This is a genomic window from Pedobacter sp. UYP1 (assembly GCF_040547305.1).
In the GTDB taxonomy this organism is placed as follows: Bacteria; Bacteroidota; Bacteroidia; order Sphingobacteriales; family Sphingobacteriaceae; genus Pedobacter.
Genome location: NZ_JBEPPL010000008.1, coordinates 164,948 through 184,320, shown reverse-complemented (window position 1 = coordinate 184,320; position 19,373 = coordinate 164,948). Strand labels below are relative to the sequence as shown.

Sequence of the window (19,373 nt, the reverse complement as noted above, 5' to 3'; positions counted from 1 at the left end):
AAAATATACATAGCATGAAACGATTATTTCTCTCTTTAGCTTTAGCAGGTTTACTGTTGAAGTCTTCAGCTCAGCAGCGTATTGCTCCGGCATATCCACTGCTTACACACGATCCTTATTTTAGTGTCTGGTCATTTACAGACGGCTTGAACACTTCGGTTACCAAACATTGGACAGGCGCAAATCAGTCGCTGACAGGTTTGGTAAAAGTAGATGGCAAAGTTTACCGCTTTCTGGGTGAACAGGAAGAAAGCTTTCTAACGGTACTTCCTGCTTCGGATGAAAAAGCATACACGGCAAAGTATGTGGAATCGGAGCCCGAGAAAGGCTGGAATCAGGCAGGTTTTGCAGAAAACAGCTGGAAAACCGGAACAGCTCCTTTTGGAGATGGTGCAGCAACGACCCAGTGGCGAACTAAAGATCTGTGGATGCGCCGGACGTTTAATTTGACGCAGACAGATTTCAAGGGTTTGAAACTTAAATTGATGAACGATGATGATGTTGAAGTCTATTTAAACGGAACCCGGATTTTTGCCTGTGAGTGTTTCAATGGCAAGTTTATTTACGTGCCTGTAGCTACTAAGCTTTTGAAAAAAGGACAAAATCTATTGGCTGTTCATGTTAAAAATAATGTGGGTGGTCAATGGCTGGATGCAGGTCTTGTTTACGATAAACCTGTTGCAGGCAACCCAAATGTTTTACTGGCCAAACAGACTAAGGTTGGAATAACTGCCACTCAAACTTCTTATAGTTTTGACTGTGGAAATGTAAACCTGGATGTTGACTTTACTTCACCATTGTTGATGAGTGATTTAAATCTATTGTCCCGTCCGGTTTCTTACGTGTCTTTTAAAGTGAAAGCTAAAGACGGTAAAAAACACAATGCTGAAGTATACTTCGGAGCAAGCACAGGTTTAGCGGTCAATACAGAGTTTCAGGAAGTGACTGCTAAGCAATATAAAACCGGACAATTGTCTGTTTTGAAAGCAGGTACCAAAGAACAGCCAGTATTAAAAAAATCTGGTGATGATGTGCGTATCGATTGGGGTTATTTATATGTGGCTGCACCGGGGTCGCAGGTGAAACAATATGCCGGTCCGGCAGATGAAGCTTTAGCTGCATTTACAACAGGAAAAACTACAGGAAAGACTAGCGCAGATGGAAAAAAATTAATGCTTTCTACAGAGTTGCCTTTTAATCAGGTTGGAGCATCACCAGTTGAAAAACACATTTTAATAGGCTATGATGATTTGTACGCTGTACAGTATTTTGGCCAGAATCTTAGAGCCTGGTGGAACCGGAAAAATGACAAGACGATAGAAAAACAATTGGAGCTTGCCAATGCTGAATATGCGGCTGTGCTGAAAAAATCTACTGATTTTGATCAGAGATTTCGTGCCGAAAATGTTAAAGCAGGAGGTGTAAAATATGCCGATCTTTTAGATCTTTCTTATCGCCAGTCTATCTCTGCGCATAAACTGGTAGAGAGTCCACAAGGAGAACTGCTTTTTCTTTCTAAAGAAAACTTTAGTAATGGGTCTATCAATACGGTGGATATCACTTATCCTTCGGCACCACTATACCTTGTCTATAATCCTGATTTATTAAAAGGTATGTTAAACGGGATCTTTTATTATAGTGAAAGTGGCAAATGGAAAAAGCCATTCCCTTCGCACGATCTGGGAACTTATCCTTTAGCAAACGGACAGACTTATGGAGAAGATATGCCGGTTGAAGAAGCTGGTAATATGATTATCCTGACTGCTGCAATCGCTAAAGTAGAAGGCAACGCAGACTACGCAAAAAAACATTGGAAAACACTTTCTGTTTGGGCAGATTACTTAAGTAAAGAAGGGTTCGATCCGGCTAATCAGCTATGTACAGATGATTTTGCAGGACATATGGCGCGTAATGCAAACTTATCCGTTAAAGCAATTGTTGCTTTGGGTGGATACGGAGTGCTTGCAGATAAATTGGGGATGAAAGCAGAGGCTGTGAAATATAGCACGATGGCTAAACAGATGGCAACGAAATGGATGGAAATGGCCAATGACGGAGATCATTATGCGTTAACTTTTGACCAGAAAAATACATGGAGCCAAAAATATAACATGGTTTGGGATAAAGTATTGGATATGGATATCTTTCCAAGAGAGGTGTTCAAAAAGGAAATTAAGTATTACCTGACCAAACAAAATGCTTTTGGTTTGCCGCTGGATAGTCGCCGTAGTTATACTAAATCGGATTGGATTATGTGGACAGCAACGCTGACGGATAACCGTGCAGACTTTGAAAAACTTATTGACCCGATTTATAAGTTTGCTACAGAAACACCAACCAGAGTTCCATTAAGTGACTGGCATGAAACAACGGATGGTAAACAGGTTGGCTTTCAGGCGCGAAGTGTAGTAGGGGGTTATGCGATTAAATTGCTGGATTATAAATTACATGGTAAATAAAAGATAAATTTGGTTTGGTGGGTCTTGTCCTGATGGATTGTCAGGCAGGACCACCATTAATTATAAAAGCATATGAAGGTTACTTACATCACTATTTTGGCAATTGCGGGGACAACTTTTGCTTCCTGTAATTCAGAAACTAAATCAACGCAGGTATCAGACAGCGCGCAAACGGTTAAGCTTTCGGCAGATTCTTTTAAAAGGACCACCGATGGTCAGGAAACAGGGCTTTATGTTTTGAAAAATTCGAAACATGCGGAAGCTGTATTTACTAATTATGGAGGGAGGCTGGTGAGTTTGCTGATCCCTGATAAAGCTGGTAAATTAACGGATGTCGTCGTTGGTTTTAATAGTGTTAATGCGTATGAAAAGTCTACAGAACCTTATTTTGGGGCAACCATCGGACGTTATGGTAACCGGATTGCCAAAGGTAAATTTAGTTTGGATGGTCAACAGTATACTTTATTCACTAACAATGGACAGAATACTTTGCATGGTGGTAAAAAGGGCTATCAATATGTGGTTTGGGATGCAAAGCAACCGGATGCGCATACCGTGGAATTTAAATATATATCGAAAGATATGGAAGAAGGGTTTCCGGGTAATTTAGCTGTTACGGTAACTTATACCTTAACAGATGAAAATGAATTGAAAATGGATTATGTGGCGACAACTGATAAACCAACTGTCGTAAATTTAACCAATCATGCTTTTTTTAACCTGAATGGAGAAGGAAGCGGTAAGATCCTGGGACATAGGCTACAGATTTATGCAGACGGATATACCCCGGTTGATTCCACTTTAATCCCAACAGGTAAGATTGAAAAGGTAGCCGGAACTCCATTCGATTTCTCTAAACCATTTACTATAGGAGCCAGGATTGAGGATAAAAATGAACAATTAAGCTATGGGAAAGGTTATGACCATAACTTTGTGTTGAATAAAACAGCAGGAATGGGCATGTTTCATGCAGCCACCGTTAAAGGTGATAAATCAGGTATTGTCATGGATGTTTATACGACTGAACCTGGGCTGCAGTTTTACAGCGGTAATTTCATGCAAGGTAAAAATACCTTTAAAGGTGGTACAAGAGATGACTTCAGAACGGCAATAGCGCTGGAGACTCAGCATTTTCCGGACTCTCCGAATCAGGCTGCTTTTCCTTCGACAGTGCTTAAACCTGGTCAGACTTATAAAACAAGTTCTATTTATAAGTTCTCGAACTAAGAATCAAATTTGAGCAGCAAACATAAAATGCTCCGGATGTTTAACATCCGGAGCATTTTATGTTTTAAAATAAAGCCTGTTATTTAGCTAAGCTCAACCGCAGATTAAGTTCAAAACTTCCATTGGTATAAGAATCCCAATTTTGTACCTTAAAATGAACAGTAGTAGTTAATCCAATAGCTATTTTGCCTGACGTGATTTTAATTCGGTATTGATCTGACTCAATTTGATGATACCAGGCAGCAGCAGCAAAAGGCAACACGGAATAATTGTCAGGAGCGCAGGCTTTTTATTCGTAGTAATCAAATACAAGAGTATACTGCATAAAATTAGTAATACAATGCCAGTTGCAATTAAAATGCCATTTAATGTGCTTTTTTGTTTATTCAGTTCAATAATTGTTAGTTCTGAGAGCTTATTCTTTTTCATAAATTATGCTGAATTCCTTTATGTTATTTAATTTATAAGTTAAAATATAACTTTTTAAGCTATTTATGAAATGTTTATTGATAAGCGTGCCTTCTGCTGCTCATAAAAGAATTGTCCTGACCCCAGAAGATTGTAAATTTGAAGAATATTAATAAGGGCCTGTTTCATGAAAGAAAGTAAAATCAGCGAATACCATCTGCATAAAGATTTGCCGGAGAAGAGACAGTTTGAAGTGTTTTCATTAAAGGAGTATTTGAAAAAAAACAGCCCGGATACAATCAGGCCACACATCCATAGTTTTTACCAGGTGCTTTGGTTTTATGAAGGGGAGGGAGCACACTTTGTTGATTTTAAAAAGTATGAGGTTCATCCCAATACTTTATTTTTTATCGGAAAAAACCAGGTGCATTATTTTGATGAATATTTAGGTTATGAAGGGATTATGATTCATTTCAATGAACGGTTCCTGGTGCAAAATGAAAATGATATCAACTTCTTTTTGAAGTATAACTTATTCAATGATCCGTACCAACAACCTTTTTGTAAGATTAGTGCGCAAGCAGAAAAGGATTTAAATATGCTGATGTCACAAATCAATACTGAATTAAGTAAGGCTGATGGTTTTGGACAATTGGAATTGCTCAGATCGTATCTGAATGCTTTTTTAATCTTTGCACATCGGGAAAAAGCAAACCCTCATCTCAATAAGGAAAACAAGTTATACGCTACCGATGAAAAACATTTACAGCTGCTCAGGTTTATTGATTTGGTGGAATCTAATTACCACGGTAATCTCACCATTTCTGAGTATGCTGCTTTGCTTAATATTTCCAGTAAAACATTAACTGAACTGACGAATAAGATTATTTTTAAAACGCCTTCCATGATTATTCAGGAGCGGGTGATGATTGAGGCGCAACGTCTTTTAACGCATTCAGGTTTAAATGTAAATCAGATTGGATATAAGTTAGGATTTGAGGATCCGTCTTATTTTGTGAAATATTTTAAGAAATACGCTAAACTCTCGCCAGGTGAGTTTAGGAAGTTTATTTCCTGAATTTACCATTTATTCTCTTTTTTGTCCATTTTGCAAGTGTTTTTTCCTTTGGACATTTGTAGTGTACAATAAAAAGAAGAACAATGAATCAACAAGCATTAATAATTGGTGGCACAACTGGAATGGGAAGAGCTACCGCCGAACGTCTGTTAAAAGAAGGAATTGAAGTCGTTATCGTTGGCAGACCAGATAAAAATCTTCAGCTTGCCGAAACTGAATTGTCGGCATTAGGGAGCATCAGAACTGCAGGGGTTGACCTTTCTAAAATGGATCAGGTTACTCAATTTGCTTCTACTATAAAAAATGAAATACCAAATTTGAGATATTTAGTCAATGCTGCGGGTTATTTCAGTCCAAAAGCATTTCTTGACCATTCGGAACAGGACTATGATATTTACCATAATTTCAATAAAGCTTTTTTCTTTATTACACAGGCAGCAGCCAGAGTAATGAAGGACAATGGTGGTGGCTCCATCGTAAATGTTGGCTCAATGTGGGCAAGACAAGCCATCAAAGCGACACCTTCTTCTGCTTACGCTATGGCTAAAGCGGGTCTTCACAGTTTGACACAGCATTTAGCAATGGAACTTGCTGCAGATCAGATCAGAGTTAATGCAGTTTCTCCTGCTGTTGTAGTTACGCCAATATATGGTTCCTTTATCGAAGCAGATAAAATTGAAGAAACATTACAGGGATTTAATGATTTTCATCCAATAGGCAGGGTAGGCAGACCGGATGATATTGCCAAAACAATTGCATTTCTGTTGTCGGATGAAACGTCGTGGGTGACGGGTGCAATCTGGGATGTAGATGGTGGAGTAATGGCAGGTCGTAATTAATAAGAAAGAAGTCTATGCCGGGGAAATGATTATTATTTGATTAATTTGTAAAATCAGAGGAATAATAACATGACCGATACGGAGATTATTAAAGCATCACAGGCCATCTGTGATGCACTTTCAACAGAAGACGACGGGCTTAAAAGAGAAGTTTTAGGTCACTTAGGCAATACATGGTCACTTTTGATTATCCAGATGCTTGGCGTAAATGGTAAGTTGCGTTTTTCCCGTTTGCAGGAACAGGTGAGCGGAATAAGTCAGAAAATGCTAACTAAAAGTCTTCGTGAACTGGAAAGAGATGGGTTAATCACCAGAACTATGTTTATGGAAGTTCCACCGAGAGTAGAGTATGAACTAACTGAGCTGGGGCGTGGATTATTAATCCAGATCCTTCCGTTATGGACATGGGTACTGGATCAGTCTGACAATTTCAAAATGGCGCGCCATGTTTTTGATAGTAAGGGTCAAAAGTAATTGTAATCTAAATCTAATAATGAAAATTTAACTGATTCATTACCAGTATTGTATCATTTGAGTTAGTAGGGAACCAGCAGGTTCCTTATCTTTTTTTAAGCCTATACTTTATAGGTTTGAGAAAGATTTAAAAGCATATGTATATAATTACAGGTTCAACCAGCAACACCGGAAGTGTTGTTGCATATCAATTATTAGACGCAGGAAAACAGGTTAGGGTAATTGGCCGGAGTTTGGAAAAATTGTCACCTTTCATCGACAGGGGGGCAGAGGCTTTCGTTGCCGAGCCTACCGATGCACAAGCCTTAATTGAAGGTTTTCGGGGGGCTAAAGCTGCCTGGATAATGCTTCAGCCAAATTACATTCCTGATAGTCCTGATTTTTCCGGATATCAAGCTCAGGTTACAGCTGCTATCGCTCAAGCCATTGTAGCAAATCCTCTCGAATATGCCGTTACATTGAGTAGCTGGGGTGCTGATCGGGAAAGTGGTTCTGGCCCTGTTCTTGGGCTGCATCATATGGAGCAAATCATGAATATGTTGCCTGTTGAAAATTTACTTCATTTAAGAGCTGGATATTTTATGGAAAATACCCTTTCTTATCTGCCATCTATCCTGAAAAATGGAAAGGCGTCAGGGCCTTTTGATCAGGATATGCGCTTGCCATTTATCGCAACCAAAGATATTGGTCATGCGGCTGCGGAAGCTTTGATTAATCTCAATTTTACGGGAAGACAAGTGCAGGAATTACATGGCCAGCGTGATCTGAGTATCCGGGAAGCTACAGCAATGATTGGAAATGCAATTGGAAAACCCGGTTTGGTTTATCAGCAAAATACAATTCCGGAATTTAAATCAGATTTGATGGCGGCCGGGTTTTCAGCAAATGTTATTGCATTAATGGAGGAGGTAGTTATTGGGATGAATAGCAAGCACATCACTACTTCACAAATGCGCACAGCAAAATCTACAACCTCTACTTCATTTGAGAATTTCCTGGTGGAATCTTTTGTGCCGGCTTACAATAGGATGCATGAGTAATACTTTTTTGAAAGATCAACAGACGAAAAGTAAATTGGCAAGTATTCGGGAAAGTTATCCATTTTTTCAGGGGTTTATAACCGCGACTTTTGACTTGTGAAAAACAATAAACACACGCAAAATATGAGAACATTGAAATTTCTGATACTTACAGTATCGATAGTTTTAGGAACTATAAGCGGTTATGCTCAGGAAGCAAAAGCTACAAAACCTAGCATCATTTTTGTTCATGGCATATGGGCGGATGGTTCTTCATGGACCAGTCAGATTAATGATTTACAAGCCAAAGGATATCCTGTTATTTCGGTTCAGAATCCGATTACTTCACTAAGTGATGATGTGGCGGCCACTAAAAGAGCAATTGACAGAGCAGAAGGTAATGTTATCCTGGTAGGTCATTCATGGGGTGGTTTTGTGATTACGCAGGCAGGTAATGATCCTAAAGTTGTTGGTTTGGTTTATGTTGCTGCTCTTGCTCCTGATTTGGGTGAAACCTTACCATCTTTATCTGCTAAAGGGCCGGCAGTTAATTTAAAGGACTACTTTGAACCTGTGGGTGGGTTTGTGTATTTATCTAAAGAAGGGGTGAAAACTGTATTTGCACAGAATCTTACTGCCATGCAGCAAAATTTAATATATGCTACCCAAACTCCTGCAGCTCAAACTGTATTCGGAGATCAGAGTGGTGAGCCTGCCTGGAAGCAAAAACCAAGCTGGTATATTGTGGCCAAAAGTGACAAAGCTATACATCCGGATCTGGAACGTTTTATGGCAAAAAGGAGTCATGCAAAGACCATAGAAGTTGAGGCTAGTCATGTCGTGATGATTTCACATGCTAAGGAAGTTTTAGCTGTGATTGAAGAAGCAGCGAATTCGAAAAAGTAACGGTCGTATAAATAGTATTATAAATTTTTGATAAAGACAAGCCTTATTCAGGCTTGTCTTTTTTGTTCGAATTGTTCATCTTCCAGTAGCATAGCTCTGTATCCTTTTTATGCAAAATAAACCGGATATTAGTTTAACGTTTAAACTCATTCTCAATCCTGATTAAAATATTGTCTTATATAAAGAAAAATATTTTAAGATAAAAAGGTATAAACACCTTAAATAATCAGGCATTTCTATCCCGATTCAACTCAATATTTTGGAATAATTTAGTGCTGTTCTTAATAGAAATAAGGCGTAAACTGAAAAGCCATAAAAGAGTAAGTATTTTAACCTAAAACAAAAGATCGCAATGGGACAATTTGCCTCCATTATCTCCCTGACCAGGAAAGAAATTCTGACACTAACGGAATCTCATATTACGGATATTCCAACCGCTATTAAGGATCTGAATTTAATTACGACTTCTCTCACTCCACGCAGAAAGGTTTCAGTTCCTCCACCGTTTCCTGATTCTGATTTGTCTGACTCTCTACTTTCGAAGGCTATAAGTAAAGCAATTAATTCGGCTTATTTGGAATCAAGATATTTATTTAAAGCTATTTTTCCATCAGTTGACCTGCCTCTGGAAAACACTGATTTTGGTGTTGTACTTAATTATAGCCCTTTAGCGGGTGATTTTAAAAGCCTGACCAATCAACTTTCTCTTTTTTTGACAAATAGTAATTTACAACCTTTACTTGCTGCGGAAGTTGCCAAACAACTACAACCACAGGTGATGGCAAGCGGAAATACACCATCTGCAACTTTTGGCAGGGTAGCAACATCCAATCTGGCGATTGTCGATCCGCTGATTACGATTGAATATTTGTTTTGGGTTGCTTCTTTTGGAATATTCCGTACCGAAGAAATAAATCCGGCAGGTGAATCCAATTATGCCGTGGTCTACAGTTGTAGTGCTGCCGACGGAACCTTGCAAAGTATTATGAAATAACATCTTATTATCTAAAATAAAGAAATCATGGAAAATTCCAATACCATTCAACCGCTAAAAGCAACACAAACAACCGTCACTGCTGATGTTCCGCCAACGATACCTTTAAATGTCGCCATAGCGAGGGCTTCATCCTGGCGAAATATGATCACCTCAATCCCTGATGAATCCAAATTGCCATATACAAATGCAGCATGCGATTCGGTTGCGCCATTGATCCCTTCTCAATTAATTTTCAGAGCGATCAATATCAACATGAGAGATATAGATTTGCTGAAGCAAGAACATCCAAATGCCAGTTCAGTGAGGTTATACATGAGTATACCTGATCCTGATTTTCCATTTCAAATCTGTGGTATGCTGGTTCCGGTTGATTCGCAGAATAATGAGATGCTTACCAGAGCAGGTGATGCGAATACATCGAGGGAAGATCTGTTAAATAAGGAAGAATATTCTACTGTTTATGATTTTACTCAACCTTGTCCAACTTTATGCAGCACCATGAGCCCACTATTTGACAGTTTAAATAGTGTGGAACCTTATTTGCAGTATACCAAATAATGGCTCTTCCCGCCGGTTTAATCTATACGGGAATAATTGTTCCTGTAAGTATTTTAATCCCTATTGGTGTAGCTGCTTCCAAAAGAAAATATGCTGATACGGCGTTAAAAATAATCTGGTATTATTTACTGCTGGATAGTGTCGTCAATGTATTAGCTGTGGTACTTGCAACTCAGGAGATTAACAATCTTCCGGTTTTACATGTTTTCACCATACTCGAATTTGTACTGATGAGTTATTTTTATCTATGCGTTTTGAAGGAAAAAATAGCCGGCAGGATTATTAGATATCTGCTGATACTTTTCCCGGTATTTTGTATTGTAAACTTCTTGTTTTTTCAAAGTATCTATCAATTCAATACCTATGCCAGGCCAGTCGAAGCATTAATTATAATGGGCTGTAGTCTTGCTTATTTTGCGCAGAGTAATGATGGAGAGACCAAGTGGTCATTAAACCCCATAAACTGGATTAATACTGGAATACTGCTATACTTTTCAGGTGCCTTGTTTATTTTTTCTTTCTCCAATTTAACTGTAAACGAGATCAGTAAAAAGTATTATGCGATCAATATTTTAATGTGGAATATCCATGCCACACTTTTACTCATTATGTATCTTTTAATTGCCTTTGGTTTTAGTAAATGCAGGAAACAGTAGGGGATAATATTTTTCTGTTAATCATTTTGTGTACCGGAGGTATTTCTCTGCTGGTGATCTCTTTTGTGATTTTATTTATAAACAATCAGAAAAAATTGCTCAGGAACAGACAGCAGCTTCATGAGTCGGAAATGAGCTATCAAAAGGAATTGATGCGGGTAGTACTCCAATCACAAGAGGAAGAAAGAAAGCGGATTGGTCAGGATTTACATGATGATGTTGGCGGTTCTTTGTCAAATTTGCGCATGGTAATTAACCGGAATGAGTTGTACAATGAACAGGCGGGTGGTAGCGCAGCAGAGCGTCATAAGTTATTGATTGATAAAATTATACAAGATGTACGCAACATTTCACATCATTTGTCACCTCCTGCTTTAGCATTATTTGGTTTTACGGTGGCTCTGGAAGAATTAATTGATAGTATAAATGATGAAGATAATTCATTGATAACTCTTATTAATGATGCAGAGGCAATTACAGATAAGTTATCCTACGATATGGCGCTTGCTTTAATCAGGGTATTACAAGAGCTTATTTCCAATACGGTTAAGCACGGGGGCGCAAAACGGATAGAAATATCCATTTTCATGGAGAAGGGTTTATTGGCTATTCAATATAGAGATGAAGGATTGGGGTATGATCCTGGCGATCAGAAGAACAGAAAAGGAATGGGCATGCAAAATATAGAAAGCAGGTTGAATATGATCAATGCGACTTATACGGTGAAGACTGCTCCGGGGTCTGGATTTTCTATGTTTATCGTGTTGAACAGCTCATTAGTTTAGTTATTAAATTATGTCAGATAAAATACATATTGCAGTTGTTGATGACCAGCATTTGTTTAGGGAAGGACTGGTTAATCTTTTAAGTAGTAAACCAGATTACCAGCTGGTGGCTCAGGCTGAAAATGGGAAAGTTTTTTTAGAACAGCTTGACAGACTGGAAAGTCTTCCTGATGTGGCATTGATTGATATGAATATGCCTGAAATGAATGGGGTTGAACTGAATGCTGTTTTGCATAAGGATTATCCTTCGATAAAAGTAATCATACTTTCAGTGCATGGTGAAGAGCGTTATCTAAGTAAAATGATAGAGGCTGGGGCCTGCTGTTATCTGATCAAGAATTGTGAAACGAGCGAATTGTTTTCGGCCATTCATAATACCTATCATGTGGGCTTTCATTTTAATATCGAAACTTTAAATGCGATGCGCAACGCTGCCAAATACCGCAAGCAGGGTTTAAAAAGTGTGAGCAGTATACCTATTAGTCTTTCGGAGCGGGAAACTACCATCTTAAAGATGATCTGTGATGAGCTGACCAATATCGAAATTTCTGAAAAACTGTTTATAAGCAGTCGTACTGTTGACGGACACCGGACAAATCTGCTTATAAAAACCGGTTGTAAAAACACAGCAGGCTTAGTCATCTTTGCCATCAAATATGGCATCTTCGAAGTTAAATTCTAGTAGAAAGCCTCTTTATCTTTTCTAAAATGTGATGACCAGGTGTTTTTACCTGGTCATCACGTTAAAACACCTGTTTACTAAGCCGGGATGTTCAACGCGGAAAAAAACCTTTATTCCGCCTTTACTTTGACATGTCAAACGATTAAAGCGCTTTAATTCAAATCTGACAAAGGCAGAAACCGAAAAGCCTTAACAAAGTAGGTAAAATTGAACCCTCAAAACTCTACAACCATGAATACTGAATTAACCGTTGAATCAGAAGCATCAGAAATTATCGATGCGCTGAAAGAGCAAGCATCCACACTTTTGTCATCTGTATTAAAAGAGCCGCTAACAGATTTTGGCGTAACCGCTTTAGGAAACTTCCCTTATTATTATCAAAACCCTAATAACCTGCAATTCAATGCGACCACTTATGGGTGGATCAGTGCTGGTTTAACAGCAGGCGCAACTCCTGTAACGCTTGATGAACCATTTACCAATCTTTTTATTGAAGCATTAGCCAGCGTAAGTTATAAGTTGTCAAGTGCAGATCAGGCTTTACTTAATGCGGCTCAAAAAGCAGCGACCAATCAGCAATTGGCTCTTTTAAATCTTTGGACATCAATCTACGGCCCGGTAGTGGCCACAAGTAAACAACAGCCAATAGATATTATTATGAGTACTATTGCAACAACCTGGGCAAAACCTGCTACCGATCTTTATACAATACAGAAAAGCAAGAATTTGCGCAAATTGTTAAACAATACGCCAGCAAGTGGTCAGCCTGTATTACCAATTTTCGCAAATTATCTGAATGCGCTGGGCAGCAGTATTTCCTTGCAAAATGCAACAACAATGAATACCGGATATCTGAGTACAGCAATGGATAATGTACAAAGCGCTGATGCTGATAATGGTGGAATGTTAGTAGATGACAGCACGACTGTTTATCATCCTGCTTATGCAGTAAGCACGCCGTTGTCTGATATCATTAATGGCTTAAGCGCAACCAGTAATAAGATTGAATTAAACATGACTGTTACCCGTTCCAGTGAAAGCGAGTTGAAAATAGATATTGAAGGTGGGGCAAGTTTCGAAATTCCTATCGCTTCTTTTCTCACTTTATCTGTAGATGGAAGTGCAAGTTATTTTTCGGATACCATTGCAACCGCTTCGAATACGATTAGTGTGAGTATGACTTTTACAGGTGTTACCCTGGTTAATTATGGCCCTACTGCATTTAGTATGGCAACGGGGCTAAACTGGTCATGGATGAAGCCGATAACTGATGCCATCAGAAATGGTTCTAAAGATGTTTCAGGTTTTGTGTTTTCTCCGAAGCCAAACATTGATTTCTCTGAAGACGGTCCTTTCAGCTTTTTAACCGGTGTTGCGATTAGTAATTATCCATCTGTTGTGATTACTGTACACAGTGAATCTTATGAGAGCATTGAAAAAACTATTGAACAAACAGTTTCTTTAGGGATCTCGTTCCTGGGCATACCTTTAGGTGGTGGATCGGAATCTACTTATTCACATACCGCCAGTTCAAGCAGTTCATCTTCAACAGTGACCATCACATTGGATCCTCCTGCTGATATGGTTGCCGGTACGAATGAAAGTTCAAGAGGATGGGTTCTTGGTGCAGAAACCAGCTACCCTGGTGCTGTTCAAAGTAATTTTCAGATTGCCGTTGGATTAGGATATCCGGCTTATCAGCTTTACCAAGATAATACTGGCACTACTTATTGCAGTGCTAAGAAGCAGAAAAGCCATGCAGATGGTGCTAAATTCGTGAAAGCCTGTCTTAAAGCACACGCAGGAACAAGTTGTAATGGTAAACCATGGCTTAGTGATAGCCAAAGTGGTACAATTTGGTCTGCTTAAAATTTTATATAACGTCTCTCTTATAGCTGCCTCTGTTTGGGGCGGCTATTTTTTATAAATCCGGTCTGCCAGACTTAAATGCTGTTTTTTGATTTCACGTAATACGATTTCTGCAATTTTACGGGCACCCATTTCATTGAAATGCGTATTATCAGTTTTTCCTTCTGGATAATTGGGATTTTCACCAGCTTTTAACTGATTAAAAAGCATTTTTGAGTTTTCCGGACCTAATTCCTGAAATAATGCCTGGCTTTCTTTGTCCAGGTCAATTAATTGCACTTGTTGTTCTTGCGCAATTTCGCGTACCAGTGCTGAATAAATAAGGTGTGTTTCTTCAATTTGACCGGTGGTATTAAATTTACGACGTGATACAGGAGTAATCAGTACCGGAACCGCAGCTCTCGCCTTTGTTTCTTTGATAAATAACCGCAGGTTGTTCTTGTAATCAGCTCCAGGAGTATAGCTGGCTTTGGCCTGTGATTCATCGTTATGCCCAAATTGAATAAATACATAATCCTCTGCTTTTAGTTGATTTGTAATTTGCTTCCATAAACCTTCAGCGATGAAGGTTTTAGTGCTCCTGCCATTTTTGGCGATATTTTTTATGGTAACTGTGGAATCGAAGAATAGGGCAAAAGGCATACCCCAGCCAGTTTCGGGGTAAGCTCTTATATTTTTATCAGACATTGTCGAATCTCCTGCAAGATAAATAGTGATGTTTTTAGCAGGCCAGTAAAAAGACATCATCAGCATTAACGAAGTAATGGTCAGCAAATAAATTAAGGATTGTGGTAATCTTTTCATACGTTTTAAACTTTGAATAGTTGATTCAGAGTCTTGAAATTACGATTAGCAGATGGGGGTAATCGTATGATGCGGCTATTAAAAATGTGCAATCGTTGCCAAAAAGATTTATTTAAAGGTTATCTGAGAGATAACCTTTAAGAATCAAATATAATAATACATGGAAAAAAGCATAAGCCAGATCAGATGAGCTCACTGCTGCTTAGACGTCATGAGTGGAATCGAACCACCATATAAGGTTTATGAAACCTCTGCCTTGCCACTCGGCCACATGACTATTTGTGATTGTTTTAAGCTTAATGTTCAACAAACATAATTAAAGTATACTTAAATAGTAGTATTTATTTTGATTTTTATTTTAAATCACTATGTTTACAGCGTTAAGCTGGTTAGAAGGTGTTAATAAATTTTACACCTTCAATTCAGGAGCTTGAAACAATGAACTTGAAAAACATTTAATCAAAAGAACCATGAGCAAATTCGCAAAATTGAAAGAAGTAATCGCTGCTACAGAAACAGACGTGGAAAAATTTTATAATTCGGGTAATGGCGCTGCTGGTACCAGATTACGTAAGGCTTTACAGGAAATTAAAGGTATTGCTCAGGAAATCCGTACCGAAATTACGGAGAAGAAAAATGCTGGAAAATAAGCATCAGATTGGGAATAGTTTAAAGCTATTCCCAATTTTAAACTCTAATATGCTAATGAATTTATATTGCCTTTATATTCAAAATAGCAGTCTCAAATCCGTCTGGATTGTTTGATTTATTCTTAATCCTTGTCCGGTAGTTATAAATCGTATTTAAAGAATATTCGAGTATACGAGCTAACTTATCCGGGTCATTTACACCTAAACGGATAAGCGCAAATATTCTTAAATCAGTGTTTAACAGTTGGTGAGGGTGTAGTCTGACCTGATGTTCTGCAGGGAAAAGCGTATTAAATTCAGTAACGAAATTCGGAAAGAGTTTTAGGAATGCTTTGTCAAAGTTGCTGAATAGTTCTTCACGTTCTTTTTTCAGATTGATATTGCCCACCAGAATTTTGATTTCATCAAACTTTTTAGTGGTAAGTCTTTGTGTGATAGAGCTTTTTATCTTTTCGAGTTTGTTCAGATAGTCAGAAATGATATGTAGATAATATCCTATATATTCTTCTTTGATCTTTTCTGTCTCATTCAGTTTTTCAATCGTATTTCTGAGCCTGGCATTGGCCTCTAAGACTAGTTTATCGGCCGCTTTGATCCTTTTGAGTTGCTTATAAATGATTATAGTAAAACCGATAATTGTCATTGAAAGGACAGTCAGCAGCGCGCAATAAAAAAATAACATTCTTTTTTGTTCCTGTTCATGTAAGATCCTGGCGCTGGCAATAACCGGTAAAATAGCACTTACTTGTACTTTACGCTGTCTGGCGCCATAATTAACTGCATCATCCATGGCTGCTTTGATAAAAAGATAAGCATCTTCTGTATTGTTGTATTGATTCAATAACTGCGCTAGATTTAACATGGCCGCGGCTTCTTTTGTGGACGATTTTATATCAGCGATTGAAGCATTAATAAGTAATTTTACGGCAATATAGTTTTGATGATGCCGAATGTATATGTCACTCAAAGTAGAGGCTGTTATGGCATATTGATGGTAAGATAGTCGTTTGCTGTTAATCAGCGATTTGAGCTTAAGGATAGCCTGTCCAAGATGACCAGCTTTAATTAATTTCAATCCACTATAATAGGAGTATTCAAATGACTTGATAGCACAGAGTTTAAGTGCTGAGTCTACATAAAGGCTGGCTTTCGAGGTATAGATCCTGGTGTAATAATCGTCCTGATCAAAGTCTGCCAGGTCATAATAAGTTCTGGCGTTCAGCAAATAATATTCTCTTTTTACCGAATCAGGAAGGTGTTTGATTTTTAAGGTGCTTAAAGAATCAAATGTCTCTTTAAACATACCTGAAGAAAGTAAGATGAAGCCCAGTTTTAATTTGGCGTAAGCAATTTTGGCTGGGTCTTTCAGTTGGCTGCTGATCCGTTGTAACTGATGGGCGTAATAGAATGCTTTGTCGTATTGGAAAGATTTATATTCGTTATATAATTTCAAGTTAATAAGATATTCGTCCTTTAAGCTCAATTCCCTTTGTACTAATGAAGCTTTCAGAAAATCGATACGCCGCTGTTTTTGAGCATCCAATTGTGATTTCTCTTTTAAAACGAGTTTAAGTTTTTCTATTTCCCTTACAGGGGATTGGGCGGCACAGTTAAGGCAAACGATAGTTAACAAGAGGAGATGAAGTATCAGAAGTTTCATACTATGTGAATGGAATTTTGAACGTAATTAAGCTACTAATTAAATTTTGGTTTATATTCTTCGTCCAGGTATTCGTGTTTTAACTTTGTTAAGTGTTTGTTTTTTAGTTGGTTATTTAATTTGTTTCTAAATATGAGTTTATATTATTTTTCAGGGAACTGAGATTGCTTTAATTAGCTGAATATACTGCTGTCATTTGTAGAAATACCCGACGCGCAAAGCGTAGGGTAGCTAACCAAATATTCTGCTTATGAAACACTTAACTATTTGCTTACTTATAGCCATGGCTTGTCTGGGTTGTAAGAAGTCAGTGACCCTGCAACAAAATGAGCTGGGTACATCCCAATCGCTTACAGTAGCGAATGCGATCTCTAAGTCTACCTCTAAGAAAATTTTCATGCACTGGATGCCCTGGTTCGAGACGCCGGATTCAAGAGGAGCATGGGGGTATCATTGGAAAATGAACACGCAAAATCCGGATGTGATTACAAACGGTAAGCGCCAGATCGCAGCTTATGCTTATCCTAAAACAGGACCATATGCCTCAGGCGATCCTGATATTATTGAGTACCAGTTATTGCTGATGAAGTATTCTGGTGTTGATGGAGTAATGATTGACTGGCCGGGTACCAGGGTACGCTATGATTATCCCGATAACCTGGCAAATTCTAATGCGTTAATTTCAAAGCTAAATGCGCTAGGACTGCAATTCAGTATTGTGCAGGAAGACCGGAACTGGGACGCTGGACAAACCAGCGGAGCAAATGGTGATTTCGTTTATATGCAAAATAATTACTTTAATCAAAGTAATTATCTGAAGGTTAATAATGTGCCAGTGGTTTTAAACTTTGGTCCTATAACTTTTCATCAGCCTTCAGAATGGAACCAGATCCTGGCAGGTCTTAATCCAAAACCAAAAGTGATTCCATTGTATGGCAATACAAACCAGGTGGGATCAAATAATGCCGGGGGGGAATTTCCATGGATTTATCAAGATCATCCTACTGTGGTTAACAATTATTATGCACAGGCTGCTAACTTCCCGATTTCTATTGGTGTGGTTTATCCTGGTTTCAAGTCTTTCTATCAGGCTGGTGGAGCTGACGGGCCCACCTGGCAGATTGCCTATAATGGGACCAGTACTTTTTCAACCTTGCTGGATAAAGCATTAGCTTCCAGTGTAGGGATCATTCAATTTGCAACCTGGAATGATTACGGAGAAGGTACTATGATTGAACCCACTGCCGAATTTGGTTATGGATTTTTGACAACCATGCAGCAAAAACTGGGGGTGTCTTATGGGCAGCATGAATTGGAATTGATTTACCGTTTATATCAATATCGTAAGCAGTATAAAGGTAATTCTGGTGTTCAGCAACAACTAAATCAGGTCTTCAGTTACTTTGCTGCGCAGCAGATCAGCAATGCTGAAGGGCTATTGAACAGTATTGGAGGAGGAACTACCACGCCGCCAACAGGAACAGGTATCACAATCAAAAATAAATGGTTAAATACTTTCCTGTTTGAAGAGAATGGACAGGTTAAATATGGTTCTTCCAATACTGATGCCCGGTCTAAATGGGTTTTAGAACAGGTAAATGGTCATACCAGGATTAAAAATGTAAGTACAAGCCATTACCTGAATATTGAACATCTGTATAGTTATGCGGAAAGTTCAGTAATTCCTGATACTTTTTATAGCAGTTATTGGATAATCGAAGATTATAATGGTTTTAAAAGGATAAAAAGTGAATGGAAAAATACTTATCTGAATTTAGAAAACCAGAGTGGATTTGCGCAAGCTACCAATATTAATGCTACTGCCGAGAGCAGTCAGTGGACTTTGAATTAGTCCTGTAAGTTAACCACGAATGCGTCAAGGGTCTATCCGTGATAGACTCTTGACGCATTTATTTTTCCATAACTAATTTCAAGCACCTCAGCGATCAGCATTTCTGTTTCTCCTTCCACTGATCTTATGTATTCCATAAATATACGTTGTTCATTAGCTGTAAATGAAGTTGGTTGATAGTGCAAAGTAGGTAAGCGGTCAAAAGAGTCTTTCCACCAATCACGAAGAGCTGCTTTACCTTTAATCAGGCCCTGGGTTTCAGGTTGTCTGGTCTTTAGTTTCGGGCTAAAGTGTATGGCATGGTCATCGTATAAAGCTAAAAGTCCTTCGAGGTTATGCGTGTTAAAAGCATTGAACCATTGCTGGGCGATATCTTCTAAAGTAAGACTTTTCATGTGGGTTAAATTCAGGTCCGCAAATTAAATAAAAATTCCTGTTCCCAATGCTAGC

At 38.4% G+C, this 19,373-nt stretch carries 19 protein-coding genes and 1 tRNA gene; 15 read left to right on the top strand and 5 right to left on the bottom strand.

Going from position 1 to position 19,373, the window contains the following annotated elements:
• Positions 1–14: 14 nt before the first annotated feature.
• Positions 15–2,459 carry a glutaminase family protein gene (locus ABIB30_RS16970; protein WP_354304030.1) on the top strand — a complete coding sequence of 815 codons (2,445 nt, stop codon included), beginning with the start codon at positions 15–17 and terminating at the stop codon, positions 2,457–2,459.
• 72 nt (positions 2,460–2,531) lie between these two features.
• Positions 2,532–3,686 (top strand): aldose epimerase family protein, encoded by a 1,155-nt coding sequence (locus tag ABIB30_RS16965; protein WP_354304028.1) that lies wholly within the window; start codon positions 2,532–2,534, stop codon positions 3,684–3,686.
• Positions 3,687–3,866: 180 nt separating this feature from the next.
• Here ABIB30_RS16965 and ABIB30_RS16960 read toward each other — a convergent pair whose 3' ends face one another.
• Positions 3,867–4,115, bottom strand: coding sequence for a hypothetical protein (locus tag ABIB30_RS16960; RefSeq protein ID WP_354304026.1), 249 nt, complete (start codon positions 4,113–4,115; stop codon positions 3,867–3,869).
• A gap of 166 nt (positions 4,116–4,281) precedes the next feature.
• On the opposite strand from ABIB30_RS16960, the gene ABIB30_RS16955 reads away from it, so the two are divergent.
• From ABIB30_RS16955 to ABIB30_RS16905, 11 genes are all read left to right on the top strand, one after another.
• Positions 4,282–5,172 (top strand): helix-turn-helix domain-containing protein, encoded by an 891-nt coding sequence (locus tag ABIB30_RS16955; RefSeq protein WP_354304024.1) that lies wholly within the window; start codon positions 4,282–4,284, stop codon positions 5,170–5,172.
• A gap of 83 nt (positions 5,173–5,255) precedes the next feature.
• Positions 5,256–6,011: an SDR family NAD(P)-dependent oxidoreductase gene (locus ABIB30_RS16950; protein ID WP_354304022.1), complete on the top strand. Its 756-nt coding sequence runs from the start codon at positions 5,256–5,258 to the stop codon at positions 6,009–6,011.
• A gap of 69 nt (positions 6,012–6,080) precedes the next feature.
• Complete coding sequence (locus ABIB30_RS16945; RefSeq protein ID WP_354304020.1) at positions 6,081–6,485, top strand: winged helix-turn-helix transcriptional regulator; 405 nt, start codon at positions 6,081–6,083, stop codon at positions 6,483–6,485.
• Positions 6,486–6,622: 137 nt separating this feature from the next.
• Positions 6,623–7,525, top strand: a complete 903-nt coding sequence (locus ABIB30_RS16940) for an NmrA family NAD(P)-binding protein (RefSeq protein WP_354304018.1) — start codon at positions 6,623–6,625, stop codon at positions 7,523–7,525.
• 123 nt (positions 7,526–7,648) lie between these two features.
• On the top strand, positions 7,649–8,410 hold the full coding sequence (locus tag ABIB30_RS16935; RefSeq protein ID WP_354304016.1) for an alpha/beta hydrolase: 762 nt from the start codon (positions 7,649–7,651) through the stop codon (positions 8,408–8,410).
• 352 nt (positions 8,411–8,762) lie between these two features.
• Entirely contained in the window at positions 8,763–9,404 is a 642-nt protein-coding gene (locus tag ABIB30_RS16930) for a hypothetical protein (protein WP_354304014.1), read from the top strand.
• A 27-nt stretch (positions 9,405–9,431) separates the two neighbouring features.
• Positions 9,432–9,965 carry a hypothetical protein gene (locus tag ABIB30_RS16925; RefSeq protein ID WP_354304012.1) on the top strand — a complete coding sequence of 178 codons (534 nt, stop codon included), beginning with the start codon at positions 9,432–9,434 and terminating at the stop codon, positions 9,963–9,965.
• Positions 9,965–10,621: a hypothetical protein gene (locus ABIB30_RS16920; RefSeq protein ID WP_354304010.1), complete on the top strand. Its 657-nt coding sequence runs from the start codon at positions 9,965–9,967 to the stop codon at positions 10,619–10,621. Before ABIB30_RS16925 ends, ABIB30_RS16920 begins: the two co-directional genes overlap by 1 nt.
• Positions 10,606–11,406, top strand: a complete 801-nt coding sequence (locus tag ABIB30_RS16915; protein WP_354304008.1) for a sensor histidine kinase — start codon at positions 10,606–10,608, stop codon at positions 11,404–11,406. The genes ABIB30_RS16920 and ABIB30_RS16915 overlap by 16 nt, the downstream gene beginning before the upstream one ends.
• 10 nt (positions 11,407–11,416) lie before the next feature.
• Positions 11,417–12,088: a response regulator transcription factor gene (locus ABIB30_RS16910; RefSeq protein WP_354304006.1), complete on the top strand. Its 672-nt coding sequence runs from the start codon at positions 11,417–11,419 to the stop codon at positions 12,086–12,088.
• Between the two features lie 231 nt (positions 12,089–12,319).
• Positions 12,320–13,957, top strand: coding sequence for a hypothetical protein (locus ABIB30_RS16905; RefSeq protein WP_354304004.1), 1,638 nt, complete (start codon positions 12,320–12,322; stop codon positions 13,955–13,957).
• 45 nt (positions 13,958–14,002) lie between these two features.
• Here the strand turns inward: ABIB30_RS16905 and ABIB30_RS16900 are convergent, their stop codons facing one another.
• Together ABIB30_RS16900 and ABIB30_RS16895 are read right to left on the bottom strand one after the other, a co-directional pair.
• Positions 14,003–14,761 carry a rhamnogalacturonan acetylesterase gene (locus ABIB30_RS16900; RefSeq protein WP_354304002.1) on the bottom strand — a complete coding sequence of 253 codons (759 nt, stop codon included), beginning with the start codon at positions 14,759–14,761 and terminating at the stop codon, positions 14,003–14,005.
• A 206-nt stretch (positions 14,762–14,967) separates the two neighbouring features.
• A tRNA-Met gene (locus ABIB30_RS16895) sits at positions 14,968–15,038 on the bottom strand.
• Positions 15,039–15,231: 193 nt separating this feature from the next.
• Between ABIB30_RS16895 and ABIB30_RS16890 the strand changes: the two genes are divergently transcribed.
• Positions 15,232–15,411, top strand: coding sequence for a BF3379 family histone-like protein (locus tag ABIB30_RS16890; protein ID WP_183865524.1), 180 nt, complete (start codon positions 15,232–15,234; stop codon positions 15,409–15,411).
• Between the two features lie 61 nt (positions 15,412–15,472).
• On the opposite strand, the gene susR is transcribed toward ABIB30_RS16890, so the two are convergent.
• Positions 15,473–17,071 (bottom strand): SusR family glycan utilization regulator, encoded by a 1,599-nt coding sequence (susR, locus tag ABIB30_RS16885; RefSeq protein ID WP_354304000.1) that lies wholly within the window; start codon positions 17,069–17,071, stop codon positions 15,473–15,475.
• Positions 17,072–17,321: 250 nt separating this feature from the next.
• Here susR and ABIB30_RS16880 point away from each other — a divergent pair, with 250 nt between their 5' ends.
• Positions 17,322–18,923, top strand: a complete 1,602-nt coding sequence (locus ABIB30_RS16880; RefSeq protein WP_354303999.1) for a glycoside hydrolase family 71/99-like protein — start codon at positions 17,322–17,324, stop codon at positions 18,921–18,923.
• 32 nt (positions 18,924–18,955) lie between these two features.
• Here ABIB30_RS16880 and ABIB30_RS16875 read toward each other — a convergent pair whose 3' ends face one another.
• Positions 18,956–19,318 carry a nuclear transport factor 2 family protein gene (locus tag ABIB30_RS16875; RefSeq protein WP_354303997.1) on the bottom strand — a complete coding sequence of 121 codons (363 nt, stop codon included), beginning with the start codon at positions 19,316–19,318 and terminating at the stop codon, positions 18,956–18,958.
• Between the last annotated feature and the right edge of the window lie 55 nt (positions 19,319–19,373).

What these genes read in the sequence shown, in the direction of transcription:
- ABIB30_RS16970 (WP_354304030.1), top strand. Translation starts at nt 15, where the DNA reads ATGAAACGATTATTTCTCTCTTTAGCTTTAGCAGGTTTACTGTTGAAG.
- ABIB30_RS16965 (WP_354304028.1), top strand. Translation starts at nt 2,532, where the DNA reads ATGAAGGTTACTTACATCACTATTTTGGCAATTGCGGGGACAACTTTT.
- ABIB30_RS16960 (WP_354304026.1), bottom strand. Translation starts at nt 4,115, where the DNA reads ATGAAAAAGAATAAGCTCTCAGAACTAACAATTATTGAACTGAATAAA.
- ABIB30_RS16955 (WP_354304024.1), top strand. Translation starts at nt 4,282, where the DNA reads ATGAAAGAAAGTAAAATCAGCGAATACCATCTGCATAAAGATTTGCCG.
- ABIB30_RS16950 (WP_354304022.1), top strand. Translation starts at nt 5,256, where the DNA reads ATGAATCAACAAGCATTAATAATTGGTGGCACAACTGGAATGGGAAGA.
- ABIB30_RS16945 (WP_354304020.1), top strand. Translation starts at nt 6,081, where the DNA reads ATGACCGATACGGAGATTATTAAAGCATCACAGGCCATCTGTGATGCA.
- ABIB30_RS16940 (WP_354304018.1), top strand. Translation starts at nt 6,623, where the DNA reads ATGTATATAATTACAGGTTCAACCAGCAACACCGGAAGTGTTGTTGCA.
- ABIB30_RS16935 (WP_354304016.1), top strand. Translation starts at nt 7,649, where the DNA reads ATGAGAACATTGAAATTTCTGATACTTACAGTATCGATAGTTTTAGGA.
- ABIB30_RS16930 (WP_354304014.1), top strand. Translation starts at nt 8,763, where the DNA reads ATGGGACAATTTGCCTCCATTATCTCCCTGACCAGGAAAGAAATTCTG.
- ABIB30_RS16925 (WP_354304012.1), top strand. Translation starts at nt 9,432, where the DNA reads ATGGAAAATTCCAATACCATTCAACCGCTAAAAGCAACACAAACAACC.
- ABIB30_RS16920 (WP_354304010.1), top strand. Translation starts at nt 9,965, where the DNA reads ATGGCTCTTCCCGCCGGTTTAATCTATACGGGAATAATTGTTCCTGTA.
- ABIB30_RS16915 (WP_354304008.1), top strand. Translation starts at nt 10,606, where the DNA reads ATGCAGGAAACAGTAGGGGATAATATTTTTCTGTTAATCATTTTGTGT.
- ABIB30_RS16910 (WP_354304006.1), top strand. Translation starts at nt 11,417, where the DNA reads ATGTCAGATAAAATACATATTGCAGTTGTTGATGACCAGCATTTGTTT.
- ABIB30_RS16905 (WP_354304004.1), top strand. Translation starts at nt 12,320, where the DNA reads ATGAATACTGAATTAACCGTTGAATCAGAAGCATCAGAAATTATCGAT.
- ABIB30_RS16900 (WP_354304002.1), bottom strand. Translation starts at nt 14,761, where the DNA reads ATGAAAAGATTACCACAATCCTTAATTTATTTGCTGACCATTACTTCG.
- ABIB30_RS16890 (WP_183865524.1), top strand. Translation starts at nt 15,232, where the DNA reads ATGAGCAAATTCGCAAAATTGAAAGAAGTAATCGCTGCTACAGAAACA.
- susR (WP_354304000.1), bottom strand. Translation starts at nt 17,071, where the DNA reads ATGAAACTTCTGATACTTCATCTCCTCTTGTTAACTATCGTTTGCCTT.
- ABIB30_RS16880 (WP_354303999.1), top strand. Translation starts at nt 17,322, where the DNA reads ATGAAACACTTAACTATTTGCTTACTTATAGCCATGGCTTGTCTGGGT.
- ABIB30_RS16875 (WP_354303997.1), bottom strand. Translation starts at nt 19,318, where the DNA reads ATGAAAAGTCTTACTTTAGAAGATATCGCCCAGCAATGGTTCAATGCT.